Source organism: Methylobacterium sp. J-070, from assembly GCF_022829385.1.
Lineage (GTDB): Bacteria > Pseudomonadota > Alphaproteobacteria > Rhizobiales > Beijerinckiaceae > Methylobacterium.
The window spans coordinates 37,946-54,872 of the sequence record NZ_JAKSXX010000237.1 but is presented as its reverse complement, the minus strand read 5'-3'; the positions used below and the strand labels follow the sequence as shown (position 1 = coordinate 54,872).

The 16,927-nt window shown below is 68.7% G+C and carries 15 protein-coding genes and 1 pseudogene; 9 read left to right on the top strand and 7 right to left on the bottom strand.

What is annotated here, in order from left to right; all coding sequences use genetic code 11:
- The first annotated feature begins 32 nt into the window (after positions 1-32).
- The 3 genes from MKL01_RS27080 to MKL01_RS27070 are packed head-to-tail and all read left to right on the top strand — an operon-like array spanning position 33 to position 3,126.
- Positions 33-1,286 carry an acyl-CoA dehydrogenase family protein gene (locus MKL01_RS27080; RefSeq protein WP_243908272.1) on the top strand — a complete coding sequence of 418 codons (1,254 nt, stop codon included), beginning with the start codon at positions 33-35 and terminating at the stop codon, positions 1,284-1,286.
- Positions 1,283-2,341 (top strand): phosphotransferase family protein, encoded by a 1,059-nt coding sequence (locus tag MKL01_RS27075; RefSeq protein WP_243908271.1) that lies wholly within the window; start codon positions 1,283-1,285, stop codon positions 2,339-2,341. Before MKL01_RS27080 ends, MKL01_RS27075 begins: the two co-directional genes overlap by 4 nt.
- Before the next feature lie 2 nt (positions 2,342-2,343).
- On the top strand, positions 2,344-3,126 hold the full coding sequence (locus tag MKL01_RS27070) for an SDR family NAD(P)-dependent oxidoreductase (RefSeq protein ID WP_243908371.1): 783 nt from the start codon (positions 2,344-2,346) through the stop codon (positions 3,124-3,126).
- Positions 3,127-3,509: 383 nt separating this feature from the next.
- Here the strand turns inward: MKL01_RS27070 and MKL01_RS27065 are convergent, their stop codons facing one another.
- Positions 3,510-4,208, bottom strand: coding sequence for a hypothetical protein (locus MKL01_RS27065; RefSeq protein ID WP_409566349.1), 699 nt, complete (start codon positions 4,206-4,208; stop codon positions 3,510-3,512).
- 316 nt (positions 4,209-4,524) lie between these two features.
- A pseudogene (locus tag MKL01_RS27060) lies at positions 4,525-5,008 on the bottom strand (transposase); the annotation flags it as partial.
- 437 nt (positions 5,009-5,445) lie between these two features.
- Here MKL01_RS27060 and MKL01_RS27055 point away from each other — a divergent pair.
- From MKL01_RS27055 to MKL01_RS27045, 3 genes are all read left to right on the top strand, one after another.
- Positions 5,446-6,087, top strand: a complete 642-nt coding sequence (locus tag MKL01_RS27055) for a class I SAM-dependent methyltransferase (protein WP_243908270.1) — start codon at positions 5,446-5,448, stop codon at positions 6,085-6,087.
- Positions 6,088-6,978: 891 nt separating this feature from the next.
- Entirely contained in the window at positions 6,979-7,749 is a 771-nt protein-coding gene (locus tag MKL01_RS27050) for an SDR family NAD(P)-dependent oxidoreductase (RefSeq protein ID WP_243908269.1), read from the top strand.
- Positions 7,746-9,521 carry a class I adenylate-forming enzyme family protein gene (locus tag MKL01_RS27045; RefSeq protein WP_243908268.1) on the top strand — a complete coding sequence of 592 codons (1,776 nt, stop codon included), beginning with the start codon at positions 7,746-7,748 and terminating at the stop codon, positions 9,519-9,521. The genes MKL01_RS27050 and MKL01_RS27045 overlap by 4 nt, the downstream gene beginning before the upstream one ends.
- Here MKL01_RS27045 and MKL01_RS27040 read toward each other — a convergent pair.
- Complete coding sequence (locus tag MKL01_RS27040; protein ID WP_243908267.1) at positions 9,488-10,051, bottom strand: hypothetical protein; 564 nt, start codon at positions 10,049-10,051, stop codon at positions 9,488-9,490. The genes MKL01_RS27045 and MKL01_RS27040 overlap by 34 nt on opposite strands.
- Positions 10,052-10,233: 182 nt before the next feature.
- Here MKL01_RS27040 and MKL01_RS27035 point away from each other — a divergent pair, with 182 nt between their 5' ends.
- From MKL01_RS27035 to MKL01_RS27025, 3 genes are read left to right on the top strand one after another with little or no spacing between them, the layout of a single operon-like run.
- Positions 10,234-10,479: a ferredoxin gene (locus MKL01_RS27035; RefSeq protein WP_243908266.1), complete on the top strand. Its 246-nt coding sequence runs from the start codon at positions 10,234-10,236 to the stop codon at positions 10,477-10,479.
- Complete coding sequence (locus tag MKL01_RS27030) at positions 10,479-11,750, top strand: NAD(P)/FAD-dependent oxidoreductase (RefSeq protein ID WP_243908265.1); 1,272 nt, start codon at positions 10,479-10,481, stop codon at positions 11,748-11,750. The genes MKL01_RS27035 and MKL01_RS27030 overlap by 1 nt, the downstream gene beginning before the upstream one ends.
- A gap of 9 nt (positions 11,751-11,759) precedes the next feature.
- Positions 11,760-13,013, top strand: a complete 1,254-nt coding sequence (locus MKL01_RS27025; RefSeq protein WP_243908264.1) for a cytochrome P450 — start codon at positions 11,760-11,762, stop codon at positions 13,011-13,013.
- Positions 13,014-13,302: 289 nt separating this feature from the next.
- On the opposite strand, the gene MKL01_RS27020 is transcribed toward MKL01_RS27025, so the two are convergent.
- The 4 genes from MKL01_RS27020 to bchO all read right to left on the bottom strand — a co-directional run bounded on the left by MKL01_RS27020 (position 13,303) and on the right by bchO (position 16,761).
- The gene (locus MKL01_RS27020) at positions 13,303-13,899 is read right to left on the bottom strand and encodes a DUF1989 domain-containing protein (protein WP_243908263.1); all 597 of its coding nucleotides are present in this window, start codon (positions 13,897-13,899) and stop codon (positions 13,303-13,305) included.
- Positions 13,900-13,907: 8 nt separating this feature from the next.
- Positions 13,908-14,666 (bottom strand): guanitoxin biosynthesis heme-dependent pre-guanitoxin N-hydroxylase GntA, encoded by a 759-nt coding sequence (gntA, locus tag MKL01_RS27015; protein WP_243908262.1) that lies wholly within the window; start codon positions 14,664-14,666, stop codon positions 13,908-13,910.
- 297 nt (positions 14,667-14,963) lie between these two features.
- A complete protein-coding gene (locus MKL01_RS27010) occupies positions 14,964-15,749 on the bottom strand; it encodes a gamma-glutamyl-gamma-aminobutyrate hydrolase family protein (RefSeq protein WP_243908261.1) in 786 nt (261 codons plus the stop codon).
- A 112-nt stretch (positions 15,750-15,861) separates the two neighbouring features.
- A complete protein-coding gene (bchO, locus tag MKL01_RS27005) occupies positions 15,862-16,761 on the bottom strand; it encodes an alpha/beta fold hydrolase BchO (protein WP_243908260.1) in 900 nt (299 codons plus the stop codon).
- Positions 16,762-16,927: the final 166 nt, after the last annotated feature.

Genomic DNA, 16,927 nt, shown 5'->3' with positions numbered 1-16,927 from the left:
TCGCGGCAACCGATGTGAGCGGAGCGGACGCCTTGGATTTCAATCTCTCCCGGTCCCAGACGCACTGGCTGACCCGCGTTCGCGCCTTCATCGCCGACGCGATCGTGCCGGCTGCCGCCGCAGTCGCGTCCGAGCGTGCGGAGAGAAGCGGCCCCTCCCCCACCATGGAGCGGCTGAAGGAGACGGCGCGGGCCGAGGGCCTGTGGAACCTGTTCCTGCCGCCCTCCCCCGGGCACGACACGGGGGAATACCATGGCGCCGGCCTGACCAACCTCGACTACGCCCTCTGCGCCGAGGCGATGGGCCGGGTCGGGATCGCGTCGGAATGCTTCAACTGCGCGGCCCCCGACACCGGCAACATGGAGGTGCTGCACCGCTACGGCAGCCCGGCCCAGAAGGAGCGGTGGCTGCGGCCGCTCATGGCGGGCGAGATCCGCTCCGCCTTCCTGATGACCGAGCCGGACGTCGCCTCCTCGGACGCCACCAACATCGCGACGTCGATCCGCCGGGACGGCGACCACTACGTCGTCGAGGGCCGCAAGTGGTGGTCGACCGGCGTCGGCGACCCGCGCTGCAAGATCGCGATCCTGATGGGCAAGACCGATCCGGAGGCGCCCCGCCACCGGCAGCAGTCGCAGATCCTGGTCCCCATGGACACGCCGGGCGTGCGGGTCGCGCGCCTGCTCCCGGTCTTCGGCTACGAGGACGCGCCCAAGGGCCACGGCGAGGTGGTGCTGGAGAACGTCCGCGTGCCGGCCGAGAATCTGATCCTCGGCGAGGGCCGGGGCTTCGAGATCGCGCAGGGGCGGCTCGGGCCCGGCCGCATCCACCATTGCATGCGCACCATCGGGGCGGCGGAAGTCGCGCTGGAGGCCATGGCGCGCCGGCTGGTCTCGCGCGTCGCCTTCGGCAAGCGGATCAGCGAGCAGTCGGTCTGGGAGCAGCGGGTCGCGGAGGCGCGGATCGACATCGAGATGACCCGGCTCCTCTGCCTGAAGGCCGCCGACATGATGGACAAGGTCGGCGCCAAGGGCGCCAAGCTCGAGATCGCCATGATCAAGGTCGCGGCGCCCCGGGTCGCCCTGAAGGTGATCGACGACGCGATCCAGGCCCATGGCGGGGCCGGCGTCTCGGAGGATTTCGGCCTCGCCAAAATGTACGCCCACATCCGCACCCTGCGGCTGGCCGATGGCCCGGACGAGGTGCACAATCGCTCGATCGCCCGGCTGGAATTCGGGCGCTACACCAACGCCCGCCAGGGAGCCGAGGAGACGGAGCGCGCATGAGCGAGCCCGATGTCTTCTCCGGGGTGAAGCCGGTCGAGCCGCGCCACCGGATCGACGAGGCGCGGCTGTCCGCCTGGATGGCCGAGCACGTCCGCGGCTTCGCCGGGCCCCTCGCCGTGCAGCAGTTCCGCGGCGGCCAGTCGAACCCGACCTACCGGCTCGACACGCCGGGCCAGGCCTACGTGCTGCGCCGAAAACCCTTCGGCCCGCTCCTGCCCTCGGCCCACGCGGTGGAGCGCGAGTTCCGGGTGATCGGCGCCCTCTACGGCGAGGGCTTTCCCGTACCCCGCCCCTTCGCCCTGTGCGAGGATCCGGAGATCATCGGCGCGGCGTTCTACGTGATGGAGGCGGTGGGCGGCACCGTCCACTGGGACGGGGCGCTCCCGGGCCTCGATGCCCATGCCCGGCACCGGCACTACGCCGCGATGATCGCGACGCTCGCCCGCCTCCACGCGATCGACCCGGAGGCGGCGGGGCTCGCCGATTACGGACGGCCGGGCAACTACTTCGCCCGGCAGATCGACCGCTGGACCCGCCAGTACCGCGCCGCCGAGGACGGGCGCCTGGAGGCGGTCGAGCGCCTGATCGCGTGGCTGCCCGAGACGGTGCCGGCGCAGCAGGGCGCCGCCATCGTCCACGGCGACTACCGCCTCGACAACCTGATCTTCTCCCCGGACGGCGGCGTCAGCGCGGTGCTCGACTGGGAGCTGTCGACGCTGGGCGATCCGCTCGCCGATTTCAGCTACCTGCTGATGCAGTGGGAATTGCCGGCCGACGGGCGCAGCGGGCTCGGCGGCCTCGACCTGACGGCGCTCGGCATCCCCACCCGGGACGAGGCGGTGGCGCTCTACTGCCGGGCCGCAGGCCGTTCCGACCTGCCGGACCTCGACTGGTACTTCGCCTACAACCTGTTCCGGCTGGTGGGTATCCTGCAGGGGGTGGCCGCCCGCGCGAAGGCCGGCAACGCCGCGAGCGAGCATGCAGCCGCCATGGCGGCGCGGGTCCCGAAGCTCGCGGCGGCGGCCTGGGCCTTCGCCGAGCGGGCGGGGGCGTGAGCATGGACCTCGCGGGCCGCGTCGTCGCCGTCACGGGGGCCGCCCGCGGCATCGGCCGGGCGCTGGCCGGGGCGGCCCGGGCGCGCGGCGCCACCGTCGCCGTCCTCGACCGGGACGGGGCGGGAGCGGGCGCCGTGGCCGAACGGCTCGGCGGCCGCGCCTACGCCCTCGATGTCGCGGATGCCGGGGCGGTCGCCGCCGCCATCGCGGGCATCGAGTCCGAGCTCGGGCCGATCGCCCTGTATTGCTCCAATGCCGGCATCCTGGAGCGCGATCCCGATCCGGGGCTCGCCACCTCGGCCGATCTCGACAGCTGGGCGCGGTCCTGGGCGGTGAACGTGATGGGCCACGTCCACGCGGCGCGGGTGCTCGTCCCGCTCTGGCGCGCCCGGGGCTTCGGCGCCTTCCTGGGCACGGTCTCGGCGGCCGGGCTGCTGAGCCAGATCGGCAGCGCCACCTATTCGGCCACCAAGCACGCGGCGCTCGCCGTCCTGGAACATCTCGCCATCGCGCATGAAGAGGACGGGATCCGGATCGCCGCCCTGTGCCCGCAGGGGGTCGACACCGCCATGCTGGGCGCGGCCAGCGCGGCTTCCCGCGACGGCGTGCTGTCGCCGGAGGCGGTGGCCGAGGCCGCCCTCGACGGCTTGGCGGCCGGGCGCTTCCTGATCCTGCCGCACCCGCAGGTGGCCGCGTATGCGCGCCGCCGGGCCGAGGATCCCGAGCGCTGGCTCACCGGCATGGCGCGCCTGCGCCGGTCGATGCGGGGCGAACACGGGGTTTAACGGTGGTCATCGACCCGCCCCTTCCAACCCGGCCATCCCGGGGCCGCGTAGCGGAGCCCGAGAACTAGACACGCCGCTCAGGTCCGTCCTGCCGCCTCGGCCCCTCCGGGGTACGGGCTCCGCTGCGGCGCCCCGGGATGACGCGGCTGGTTCTGATGGTGCGGCTTTCGCGCTTCGACGGTGAGATGGGCGTGCCGATATCCTTATTCGATCCGATCGAGTGGATCGCACCTGACAGGTATACGTATCGGGACAGCGGTCGGGCGATCACCCGCCATCAGGGTTGAGTCATGCGCTTGGCAGAGAGCACGACTGACTGAAAACGTGGAAACACTACACTTCGAGTCGGCATAACAAGGATAATGTTCTTATACGATCGCACTTCAGAGTTCCCGACGTATCAATTGCGGACTGCTGAAGTATTTTGTAAGCTTTTCGATCTCATGTGACAAATCTCGGCATCGTGGTAGGTGATAAGTCTCAATGTTCCATAAAAAACGATCCCTTGTAACCGTATTTGGATGATCAACGCCTCTTTTATTAAACTCCTCCGGACTCATATTTCTCTTAATCTGAAGCTTTCTAGAAATCATTTCTTCGTTCCGGAATGTATAACCATAATAGAAAATTGCCAAATCGCTCAATGTTGGCGGCTGTGGCCAATGCCTGCCCGCGACCGGATAAATGAGGTCGAAGTTATGAATGCTCCGCGAAGCACGCGCTCCCGTATGAAGCACATTTATTGCATTGGGATTGTCTTTAAAATATCCGAAACTAACCTGATCATATAATGGTATTGCGGGATCTGGATACATGTCTTTCTCCGGATGAACAAAGACATAATTACCAAGGAAGTGTTGCGTTGGCCCGTTGTATTCCTTCAATACGTCGATGCGACCAACAAGAAATTCGGTTACGTTGAGCGCCATGCGCCATCCAGCAACCGTCCCTTCGTAGAAAACGACTTCATCATCGATGATCTGGCTATCAAAAAACTTATTCCTCGTGTCTCGGATCTCCCATTCCGGACAAAGGCTTCTGATGATCTCGCAGCTCCTGTCCGTGGATCTGTAGTCAATCATGATTCCGTGATCAAAAATTCTTCGATGATGCGTCAACCACCATGGAAGTAAATATTCTTCGTTATAAAAATGACAAATGACTGTAGTTTTAGATCGGAAATTTGACTGAATTGTCATGTTCAAATCCATCCGAGACGCGACATCTCATGCGTTGGTTGGCGAACACAAAGAGCGATGTCAAGCATCGTTCACAGTAGATGTGAGACTGCGATTTGGCGATGTAATCGATCGAATATGCGTCCTCATTACGAATACAGAATTGAATTTGTGCTCGATGAAATCAATGATAAGATTTAATTTTATTGGCAAACCGATGATCCGCGGCCGAGGCCTTGGGCAGGCACAGGCGACGATCCATGAAGGCGTGGCCCTGATCCGAGACGTAGGCGGCAAGCCCCCGATCTGGCAGTTGGTGATCTTGCCGGCCGAGCCTGTGTAGTGCCGGCCCACACCGCACGAGGCTTTGCCCTGTTTGAGAAAACCGGTCTCGTCGATCACGAGAACCGCGTCGGGTGAGGCGAGCGTCTCGACGACGTCGTCGCCCACGACATCGCGCAGCGCCTCCGCATCCCGGTGCGTGCGACCGAGGATGGCCTGCTGCCGCCAGGGACCCGGGTCACCGGCGGCTTCGGCGCGCATCCAGCCGGTCTTGCGCCGCTCCCCCCGAACAGGCCGTCCAAGACGGCGCTGGCCGAGGCGGCGACACTCGGGGCGGCAATCAGCGGGTAAATGCGCCGCTTGGCCTGTCGCAGCGTCGCCGACCAGAGCTCCAGCGCGGATTCGAACGAAGCTGAGGACATCGCGCTTTCCCATCCGAAACCTCTCAGATAGGAGCCTCAGCCTGCAACTGTAGTGCTAAGTCCGTGAACCAAGTATCGACGTCGTCGACGTTCCTTATTTCGAGCGGTTCAATAAGGAGTATTCCCCTGAAGGAGTCTGGATGGTCAGTGGTTCGAGGAGATTGCCCAACCGTTAAGCTTGCGAATGCGCTCAGACTGACCAGGTCTCGATGCAATCGGGCTAAAATGCAATATCGAGATAAAACAATGGCACGAAGATTGGATAATGTGCTTTAATGACTGGCAAATTTTGATGTAAAATATGATTTTTTCCGCGTGGAATGTTAAAAAATGGAGATTAACGGTTTATTTTTTCATAATAATCCTAAAGATCTTGGATGACACGCGTTTGAGACCGTGATAGGTGCTCATCATAAGCTATAGTGACGAGGTCGACCATGCCCACGAAAGAAGATAACAGACGAGTTTGGGGCAGAGAATGGAAATGGGAAGGTGATGGTGATGAATTTCATCAATTCGCGACAGAATTCGGTCAAAATTACGACGTATGGAAATCGGCTCTTGTCAAAGAATTCATCGATCCATTTTTTGGGAACGCAACTGCGATAGCGGAAATCGGATGTGGACACGGTCGATGGTCGAACTATTTCGTCGGGCTTGGCAAGCAAATTTTCCTACAAGATCTCGCGCTTGAGTGTGTGGACTATTGCCGGAAGCGTTTCGGACCCGATGCAGCGACATACATCACCAGCGATGGAGATCTGAGCGCGATCCCGGACCAGGGTGTCGATTTTATCTGGTCCTTCGACGTGCTGGTCCATGTCGAGTCAGCCGATGTCGAGCAGTATATGAAAGAAATCGGCCGCATCTTGAAGGTTGGCGGTACGTGCGTGCTTCATCACGCGGATACAAATTCGAAAGGCCATTGGCGATCAGATATGACAGCGTTGCTCATGCGCGATTTCGCTCATCGAAACGGCCTCGTCGTGAAATGCCAGCGTGACAGCTTTGGTGATAAATATCAATACAGCGTAAGATTGGCTGGTGACGTCATTTCCATAATCGAGAAATTTGACTGATAATGATGTCTGCCGATTGATGCGTAGTGGCAATTGCCAAAAATCTGAATGCCGAGGTGCACGGCAGATCAGTTTTGAGGTGGTAACGGGCTTTGCGGGCATTGGGAGCGTATCCGACCTTCGCTCTCGACACGCGATCTGGACCTCACCAGTCTCGCTCGGCCGACACGCGAGGCGGAGATACGAAACCTGCCTGAGCAGCGCTGCATGAGCTGTTCTCGCGCTGCCACTACCGGCGCCGTCGCATTGTCGGCCGTCCGCAGCCTCGACCATCGTGCGCGATACGCGATAGCCTCGACGGCGTGCGACGGGTCTTTCTGCTGGACGGGTCGCTCGGGAGGGGTGTGCATTCCCGGTTCATGGTTCTATTGCGAGCAGGCGTATTCGGGCGTCTGGCAGACACTTTCAGCATGACCGGACGGATCGGACGCAACGCCCGTCGGTCTGCGTCGTGTGTCTTCAAGCTGAGCGCCGGTATGACGGGGATGTCGCAGGTCAGGGCGGCTATGAGCCGAGCCGGCAGGTCGATTGCGCGCACCTTCGGCAAGCTCGGACAGGAAATGCCGCGTTCCCACAATACGGAGGGCCGTCGCCGTTGCTCCGTATCTGCCGGGATGATCCGTGTTACACCACGCGCCAATGCATGACGAATTGAGCTCCGTGACGGTGGACTGATGGGTCTGCTGAGGTCCTATTCCAGATCAGGGCTCATCGCCCGGCCCCTTCCGGGAGGCATCTTTTTCTGGGAACGAGAGCAGCGATGCGCCGCTCCGCGGGCTGTGCGCCACCGGTAAACGCGTGCTTGACTGCTGGTCCTTGCGAAGAAGCCGTAGCCCGTCTCCGCGACGCAGTCGACATCCGCTTTTTCGCCGATCAAAGCATAGCTGAGCCATGTCCCTGTTCGATCTGACCGGCAAGGTCGCCCTCGTCACCGGCTCGTCCCGGGGCATCGGCCGGGCCATCGCCCTGCGGATGGCCGAGCACGGCGCCCGGGTGGTGATCTCCTCGCGCAAGCGCGACGCCTGCGAGGCGGTCGTCGCCGAGATCGAGGCCGCCCACGGGGCCGGCCGGGCCGTCGCGATCCCCGCCAGCATCTCGGTGAAGGCGGAACTGGAGGCCCTCGTCGCCGAGACCGAGACCCGGCTCGGGCCGGTGGACGTCCTGGTCTGCAACGCCGCCAGCAACCCCTATTACGGGCCGCTCGCCGGGATCTCCGATGACCAGTTCAGGAAGATCCTCGACAACAACGTGCTGTCGAACCACTGGCTGATCCAGCGGGTCGCCCCCGGCATGGTCGACCGGCAGGACGGCGCGATCGTCATCGTCTCCTCCATCGGGGCGCTGAAGGGCTCGCCGGTGATCGGCGCCTACAACGTCTCGAAGGCGGCCGACCTCCAGCTCGCCCGCAACTACGCGGTGGAGTACGGGCCGGCCAACGTGCGGGTGAACTGCCTCTGCCCGGGCCTGATCCGCACCGATTTCGCCCGGGCGCTGTGGGAGGATCCCGAGATGCTGGCGTCCACCACCTCCGCGGCGCCGCTGCGCCGGATCGGCGAGCCCGACGAGATCGCGGGCGCGGCGGTGTTCCTGGCCTCCCCGGCCGGCCGGTTCGTCACCGGACAGGCGCTGGTGATCGACGGCGGCGTGACGATCGCCCGATGACGAGCGCCGATCCCCGCATCCCCGCCGGCTGGCCGGCCCTGCCCTTCCGGGACGCCGAGGCGCGGCTCACCGCCCCGGGCGCCCCCTTCGAGATCGCGACGATCGCGATCCGGGGCGTGCCGACCCGGATCTGGGTGAAGGCGCCGCCGACCCTGCGCGACCTGTTCCGGATCGCCTGCGGGCACGGGGAGAAGACCTTTGTGGTCTACCGCGACGAGCGCGTCACCTTCACGGGATTCGCCCGCGCCGCCACCGCCCTGGCGGAGGCCCTGGTGGCCGCCGGGATCCGGAAGGGCGACCGCGTCGCCATCGCGCTGCGCAACCTGCCCGAATGGCCGGTGAGCTACTTCGGGGCGCTGCTCGCGGGGGCGATCGCCACGCCGCTCAACGCGTGGTGGACCGGGCCCGAACTCGCCTACGGCCTCCGGCATTCCGGGGCGCGGGTCCTGATCGCCGACGGTGAGCGCTTCGAACGGATCGCCCCGCACCTGCCCGAATGCCCGGCGCTGGAGCGCGTCTTCACCACCCGGATGCGGCCCGATCCCCGGGCGCACCCGCTCGCCGACGTGATTGGCCCCGCGCAGACGTGGGGCACCCTGCCCGATGCGCCCCTCCCCGACCTCGCCATCGACCCGGAGGACGACGCCACCCTGTTCTACACCTCGGGCACCACCGGGACGCCCAAGGGCGCGGTCGGCACCCACCGGGCGGCCGCCACCACGGTGATGGCCTATCCCTACTCGGCCGCCCGGACCTGCCTGCGCCGGGGCGTGACGCCGCCGAAGCCCGATCCGTCCGCGCCGCAGCGGGTGGCGCTGCTGGTGATCCCGCTGTTCCACGTCACCGGCTGCCACGCCAGTCTCGGCGCGGCGCTCTACGGCGGCCATCGCCTCGTCATGATGCATCGCTGGGACGCGAACGAGGCCCTCGATCTGATCGAGCGGGAGGGCTGCACCAGCGCGGGCGGGGTCCCGACCATCGCGTGGCAGCTCGCCACCGCGGCCCGGGAGGCGGGCCGGAGCCTGCCCAGCCTCGATGCCGTCACCTACGGCGGCGCGCCGGCCGCCGGCGACCTCGTGCGGACGCTCGGGGCGGTCCTGCCGAAGGTCGTCCCCGGCACCGGCTGGGGCATGACCGAGACCTCGGCGACCTTCACCCACCACCAGGGCGAGGATTACCTGGCCCATCCCGATTCCTGCGGGCCGCCCCTGCCGGTCTGCGAGGTGCGGATCGTCGATCCCCTCGGGGATGCGGTGGCACCGGGCTGCGTCGGCGAACTCTGCGTGAAGGGCCCGAACGTGGTCCGCGGCTACTGGGACGATCCCGCGGCCACCGCCGCGGTCTTCTCGGCGGGCTGGCTGCGCACCGGCGACCTCGTCCGCGCCGATGCGGACGGCTTTTTGACCATCGTCGACCGGCTCAAGGACATGCTGATCCGCGGCGGCGAGAACATCTATTGCTGCGAGGTCGAGAACGCCCTCTACGCGCACCCCGACGTGATCGACGCGGTGGTGCTGCCGGTGCCCCACCCGACCCTCGGCGAGGAGCCGGGCGCCATCGTGACGCTGGCGGAGGGGGCGACCACCGGCCCGGAGGCGATCCGCGCCTTCGCGGCGGAGCGCCTCGCGGCCTTCAAGGTGCCGGTGCGCATCGTGATCTGGGACGGACCCCTACCCCGCAACCCGGCCGGGAAGGTCCTGCGGGCGCCCCTGCGCAAGGTCTTCGCCGGGATGTCGGATCAGAACGGCTCGCCCCCGTCGTCGGGGCGGTAGAAGCGCAGGGTCCGGCCGTCCGGGAACTGGACGGTGCGCCGGCGCACCACGAGGTAGCCCGCGGCCTCCGCGCTGCTCAGGCGCTCCAGGCGCTCGTCGGCGTAGCCCGGGCCGTATCCGTAGGCGCGGTAGCGGGCGTCGCCCTCAGGCGGGCCGGCAGGCGGCACGACGGCGACAACCTGCGGTGTGTAGATCCGTCTCGGCCGCGCGGCGACGAAGCGCGGCCGTCTCGGCGCCGCAGCGACCCGTCTGACCGGCTGGGCCGCGCTGCGCGTGATCCGCCGCTCGGGCGGGCGTCGCGCAGCGACCGTCCTGCGCGCGGCGCGGGCAGGCGCCGCCGCGGCGGGCGTCGCGGTGGCGGTCGGCGCCGGAGCGGCGGGCGTCTCGCGCCGGGCCGGCGCCGTCTCGGCGGCCGGCTTGTGGGTCGGCGGATCGGTCCAGGTCGTGCCCGCTGCGGGCTCGGCAGAGGCGCCTCCGACGCCGAGCAGCAGGATCAGGGCGGCGAGTCGCGTTCGTGCGCCGTGCGGCATGGTGCCCTCCTGAGATCGCGGCGCTTCGGGCGGGTCCGCGGGGCGGCGAGACAATAGATCGAACTGCGGCGCAGGGGAATTCGGGTTTATCAATTCTCGGGGGGCGGCGAGAACAGGTCTATACCGGCGCCGCGCGATTGCCGCGCTGCGGAACCCGCGGCCCCGCGCGCGGTTGCCACGCCATGTCCACCCCTGCTGATGCGTCTTCCGGCTCCCGACCCGGCCTGCGGGTGAGCGTCGACCTCAATCTGTGCCAGGCCTACGCGCAGTGCTGCTACGCGGCGCCGCGGCATTTCCGCATCGAGGGGCACGAGGCCCTGTTCTACGATCCGGCGCCCGCCGCCGAGCACCGCGCCGACATCGAACGCGCGCGCGTCGCCTGCCCGGTCCAGGCGATCCGGGTCGAGGATCCGGGGCAGGACGCCTGATGGCGCCGGTGTTCGAGCGCGCCGTCGTCGTCGGCGCCGGCCTCGCGGCCCTGCGCGGCGCCGAGGCGATGCGGGAGGCGGGGTTCGCCGGCCCGCTCACGATCGTCGGCGCCGAGCCCTGTCGCCCCTACGACCGGCCGCCGCTGTCCAAGCATGTCCTCGCCGGTACCGTCCCGGCGGAGGCCACCACCCTGCCGAGCGCCCTCGGTCCCGACGTGGACTGGCGGCTCGGCAGCCCCGCCGTGAGCCTTGACCGGGTGGGCCGCACGGTGCGGCTCGCCGACGGCCGAACCCTTCCCTATGACCGCCTGCTGATCGCCACCGGCACCCGCGCCCGCCCCTGGCCGAACCCGCATGAGGGCCGGCTCGCCGGGGTTTTCACCCTGCGCGGACGGGACGACGCGGCCGCCCTGCGGCGGGCGCTGGCCGCCCGTCCGAAGCGCGTGCTGGTGATCGGCGGCGGCTTCATCGGCTGCGAAGTTGCGAGCCTGTGCCGGCAGCTCGGCCTGCCGGTGACCCTGGTGGAGCCCGGCCCCACGCCCCTCGCCCGCGTCCTCGGCCGCACCGTCGGCGCGTTCATCGGGGCGATCCACGCGGGTCACGGCGTCGAGATGCGGTGCGGCGCCGAGGTCGAGTGGCTGGAGGATGCGGACGGCCGCCTGGTGCGCGCGCACCTCGTCGACGGCACCCGCATCGACGCGGATGTCGCGGTCGTCGCCCTGGGCGCCGTGCGCAACACCGAGTGGCTGGACGGATCCGGCCTGTCGTCTGATCCCGGCGGGATCGATTGCGACGGGGCCGGCTACGTCCTCGATGCGGACGGACGGCCCGACCGGCACATCGCCGCGGCCGGCGACGTGGCGCGGTTCCCCCACCCCCTCTACGACGATCGGCGCGTGGTGCTGGAGCATTGGAGCCAGGCGGTGGCGCAGGGGATCCATGCCGGACGGCTGCTCGTCGGCGCGACGCCCGAGCGGCCCTACGGCGAGTTGCCGACCTTCTGGTCGACGCAGGGCAAGCTCGTGGTCAAGTCCGCCGGTCTGACCGAGGGCGCCGACGCGGTGGCGATCACCCAGGGCGATCCGGCCGCCGGCCGCTTCGTCGCCCTCTACGGCCGAGAAGGGCGCTGCATCGCGGCCGTCGCGGTCGATTCCGCCCGCTGGCTGCCGGCCCATGCCGACTTGGTCGCCGCCCGCGCCCCGTTCCCCCCCGGCGGCACCGCCACGGACCGGCCGAAGGGCGTCGCGGTCTTCGAGCCCGGCTTCGCCTGAGGAGACCGCATGTCCGACGCTACCCTCCTCGGCCAGGTCAAGGACTTCGCCAACCGCGCCAACCCCTACCCGGTCTACGCGAGGCTGCGGCAAAATCCGGTCTCGTGCCAGGACGACGGCACCCCGGAGGGGACCTGGGTCGCGGCGACCCACGGCACCATCGCGAGCCTGCTGCAGGACCCCCGGGTCAGCTCCGAGACCCTCCCCCCGGCCGACCGTCCACGCACCGGCAATCCGCTCACCGACCTGATCGTCAAGCCGCTCAAGGACTGGATGATGGACCGGCACCGGGTCTTCATCTTCCGCGATCCGCCGGACCACGATGCCCTGCGCTCGGCGGTGATGCACCAGTTCAGCCGGGAGCGCGTCCAGGCGATGCGCGCCCGCTCCGACCGGCTGGTCGCCGACCTGCTCGACGAGAAATGCGGCGCCCGGGAGATCGACGCGGTCGACGACCTCGCCTACCCGCTCCCCGTGACGGTGATCTGCGAGCTGTTCGGCGTGCCCCGGGAGGACGAGCCGAAGTTCCACGGCTGGGCGACGCAGCTCGCCACCGCCCTCGAACCCGACAGCCTGTCCGATCCGGAGATCCGCGCGGCAAACAGCCGGACCTTCGACGCCATCGGCGGCTACATGGCCGACCTGATCAAGGACAAGCGCAGGCATCCGCAGGACGACATGCTGTCGGGGCTCGCCAACCACGCCACCCCGGCCGGGGTGAAGATGGGTGATTACGACCTGATCGCCACGGCGATCCTGATGCTGGTGGCCGGCCACGAGACCACCGTGAACCTGATCACCAACGGCCTGCTGACCCTGCTGCGCCATCCGGCGGAACTGGAGCGCCTGCGCCGGGACCCGCTCCGGGCGCCGCGCCTGATCGAGGAACTCCTGCGCTACGAGCCGCCGGTGCAGTTCCGGACCCGCCGGACCCTCAGCGCCATCGACATCGCCGGGGTCACGATCCCCGAAGGCGCCGACCTCGTGCTGCTGCTGGCCTCGGGCAACCGCGACGAGACCGTGTTCCCCGACCCCGACCGGTTCGATCCGGACCGCAGCGGCATCCGCCATCTCGGTTTCGGCGGCGGCCTGCACTACTGCGTCGGCGCGCCCCTCGCCCGGTTCGAGGCCGAGGCGGCGCTGACCGCCCTCGCCGCGCGGCTGAAGGCGCCGCGCCTGATCGAGGACCCGCCGCCCTACCGATCCGGCGCGGCCTTGCGCGGGCCGAAGCATCTGCGGATTGCGATCGACGGGATCGCGTGAGGGCTGGCCTCGCTCGTGCGGTGCCGGATGTTGAAGCGTTTTCTGTCTGAAGCAAATCACGAAGCGCGACGCGCTCTCCTCCCCCCTTGCGGAGAGGCGTTGGAGGTAAGGGTGGCGCAGACGGCACCGCCGAGCCGCACCCGGCACCACCCCCACCCCCTGACCCCTCCCCGCAAGGGAGCGGGGAGGCGCCCCCTCGGGTCGGTTCACGCGGATCCGCTGTCGCGATCGACCACGTGCCCGGCCCGGCCCGCGTCGGCTCCCGGGCCGGCCGGCGTGTCGACCGGCGCTACGCGTCGATCCGGTAGTGGATCGGCTTGAAGCTGCCGTTGTTCGATTGCAGGGCCGAGCAGGCGGTCAGGCCGACGATCAGGTCGGTCTCGGCGACGAACGCGATCCGGTCGCCGGCCCGGCTGAGCGGGGGCTCGACCGTGAGCGCGCCGGTGGCGCCGTCGATCGGCACGTTCATGAAGCAGTTGAACGCCACCGGGATCGCGTCCGGCGCGATGCCGTAGGGGGCGAGCGCGGCGGCGAGGTTGCCGAAGCAGCCCCGATGCGGGTCGGCGTCGCCGTAGATGATCCGGAACGTGTCGGCCGAGCACGGCGTCAGCAGGAAGTCGTGCCGCCCCACCGTGTCCTCGACGATGCGCAGCAGCACGTTCGAGCGGTTCGAGTAGAGCGGGTCGCCGGTGGTCAGGTAGATCCGGCTGGCGTAGTCGAGGGTCCGCCCGGAGGAGATCACCTCGCCCGTGTCGTGGCGGTTGTAGGCCACGAGGTCGGCGACCTGCTCGCCGCGCGGATCGATCACCGTCAGGCGCTGGCCCCGGTCGAGGGTGAAGGCGACGCCGGAGCGCGGTTCGATCCGCTGCACGTCCGCTTCGGTCATGGCTGGTCTCACGCTCCGAAGCCCGGCAGGGTGTGGTCCAGGGGAAGGGCCGGCGGACGCCAGTCGTCCTGCGGGGGCGCCGACGGGCCGTCGGGACGGCCCTGGAGCGGGCAGCGCCACTCCGCGCCCACCACGCGGCCGCTGTACTGGCGGGCCTCCGAGCTGTCGCCGTGGCGCGCCAGCATCGGATTCACGCTGCCGGCGAGCGCCGTGTCCCGCTCCAGGATCGAGGCGCGCAGCTTCTCGTAGCGGCCCTCCGCGCGCAACCGCTCGAACTGCGCGTGCAGGTTGAAGACCAGGACGGGCGAGGAGAAGCGACGCGCCGGCCGGCTCGCGTTCGGGTGCAGGCCGACCACGAAGAAGGCCTCCCCGCCGAAGCTCAGGGAGAAGTGCGGGTTGTCGGGGTCGGTGGCCACCCGGGCATCGTGGGGCTGGCCGAGCCAGGCATCCTTGTCGGTCAGCGACTGCGCCCGCGCCCAGAGATTGTGCTCGAACGCCTCCTCCGACAGGTCGCCGGGCCCCTCGAACACGACCGCGAAGCTCTGGAACAGGTCGGGGGCCTCCCGGTACTGCGCCACGAAAGCGAGCAGCGCCGGGTAGATGCGCATGTCGTCCCAGCCGGAGGTGATGTCCCGGGCGACCACGATCCGCATGCGGCCGCGCGACAGCGCCGACTTGGCGCCGACGCAGGGGAAGGGCGGGTTCCGGATGAACGCCCGGAAGGCCTCGGCCCTCGGGTGCTCTCGATCGTCGCGGGGAAGCTGCATGTGGTCCGTGCCTGAAGTCTGCGCAGGCCTGCTTCGGGTGGAGGCAGGCGCTGTGCGGGACTCCGGCAACCCGGGCATCGGGGCGCCGTTCCGTCCTGCGACAGGTCGTCCGGGGACAAGGTAAATCAGCCGCCCCCGCGACAAGGTTTCGGGGAGGATCCGCAAGATCTCCCGCGGTTCAGGCGTCTGCAAGAAACATAGGTTAAGTCGGCAACGACTCACGAGGCCTCGCATCGGGCTGATCTATGTTGGTGCGGATCGGCGATCGACTGCGATCGCGCCGGGTGCCGCCGGGGATCAGCTCCGGCCGCTGCGCCTTGCGGCGCGATGCGCCGCCGCCGCGCTCCCGAAGGCCTCGAACAGGGCGCGGTTGATCGGGTTCGTCGCGGGATCGTGCTCCGCGTGCCACTGCACGCCCAGGGCGAAGCCCGGAGCCTCGCTGATGCGGATCGCCTCGATCGTGTCGTCCTCGGCGATGCCCTCGGTGACGACCCGGACCCCCGGCTGCAGGATGCCCTGGCCGTGCAGGGAGTTCACCCGGATCGTCTCCCGCTGCAGCAAGGTCGCGAAGGCGCCCCCCGGGGTCAGGTGGACCGCGTGGCGGTCGGCGAAGATCACTTCCAGGTCGGGGTGGATCTCGCCGTTCTCGAGCCGCGGCATCCGGTGATTGAGGCGCCCGGGCAGATCGCGGATCTCCGGGTGCAGGCTGCCGCCGAAGGCGACGTTCATCTCCTGGAAGCCGCGGCAGATGCCGAACAGCGGCACGCCGCGCGCCACGCAGGCCTCGACCAGCGGCAGCGCCACGGCGTCGCGGGACTCGTCGTAGGGTTCGTGGGCCGCGCAGGGCGCCGCGTTGAACCGGGTCGGATGGACGTTGGCGCGCCCGCCGGTGAGCAGGATCCCGTCCACCGTGTCGAGGAGGTCGCCGAGATCGGTGATCGCCGGGGCGGCGGCGAACATCAGGGGCAGGGCGCCGGCCACGGCGGCCACGGCGCGCATGTTGTTCTCGCCGACGATCTGGGCCGGAAACCGGTTATCGATCAGGCGTGCATTGCCGATGACGCCGATCACGGGTCTCGCCATCGTCCTGGCCACTCCTGTCCTGGTCTTGCCGCGCGTTGAAACCCGCGGGAGGCTCTACGACCCAGGCAAGGCCGGCGCCAGTCCCGCAGCCGCCCGCTCCGCGCGGATCCGCTCACAGGATGCCGACGGCCCGCGCCTCCTCGGTCAGCGCCTCCGCCACGCGCACCGGCGCCTCCTCGTGGGCGAGGTGGCCGAGGCCGCGGAGCAGCGCCACCCGGGCATCCGGCAGGCGGTCGCGCACCGCGAAGGCGGTGTCGGGCAGGATCGCCCGATCGTCGCCGCCGACGATCAGCAGGGTCCGGGTCGCCAGACCCGGCAGCGCCCCATGGAGCCCGGCGAGATCCCAGTTCGCCATCATGCCGAGCGCCCCGCGGACATGGCCCGCCCGCGCGAAGAGCCGCCGGTAGAGATCGACGCCCTCGGGATCGAGGCGCGAGCCGGTCCCCTCGATCAGCCGCTTGGCGGCGGACCGGTCCGCCGTCCAGGCGAAGATCCTCGGGGTGAAGGGGTTGAGGAACAGGAGCCGGGCCATGCTGGGAAACAGCAGGCTGGCGGCCCCCGGTAGCGGCGCCAGGGCGCCGTTGAACGCGGCCAGCAGGCGGGGCGCGAGGGTGCCGTCGAGGCACATCCGCGCCAGCACGGCTGCGCCGGCCGAGTGACCGGCCGCCAGCGCCGGAGGCCGCCCGAGCGCCGCCACGAGGCCGCTGACGGCCCGGGCCATGCCGGGGAGCGACAGGTCGGCATCGGGCAGCGGATCGGTGAAACCGTGGCCCGGCAGGTCCGGGGCGATCACGCGGAAATCCCGCGCCAGCAGCGGCGCCAGACCGCGCCACGAATGGGTCGCCGCCCCGGTGCCGTGCAGCAGCAGCAGCGTCGGCGCCTCCGGAGGGCCGAAGTCCTGGACATGCCAGCGCAGGCCCGCCGCCTCGACGAAGCGGCTCGCCTCCCGGTGCGGCCAGTCGCGCCCCTCGACCGCCCAGTCGGGCCGGTCCGGATCGAACGGCGTCAGCATGCACGATCATCCCGCATTGCAGCATTCCCGGCGGCCCCGAGGAACGCCGAGGCGCTATCGTGCAGGAGCGGAAGTATTTCGTAAAGCTGAACAATCCCATGCGGCAGCCGCATGCCACGGCTGAGCGCAGCCCGATTGCTGCGGCGCAACAGGATCGGCATCCTAC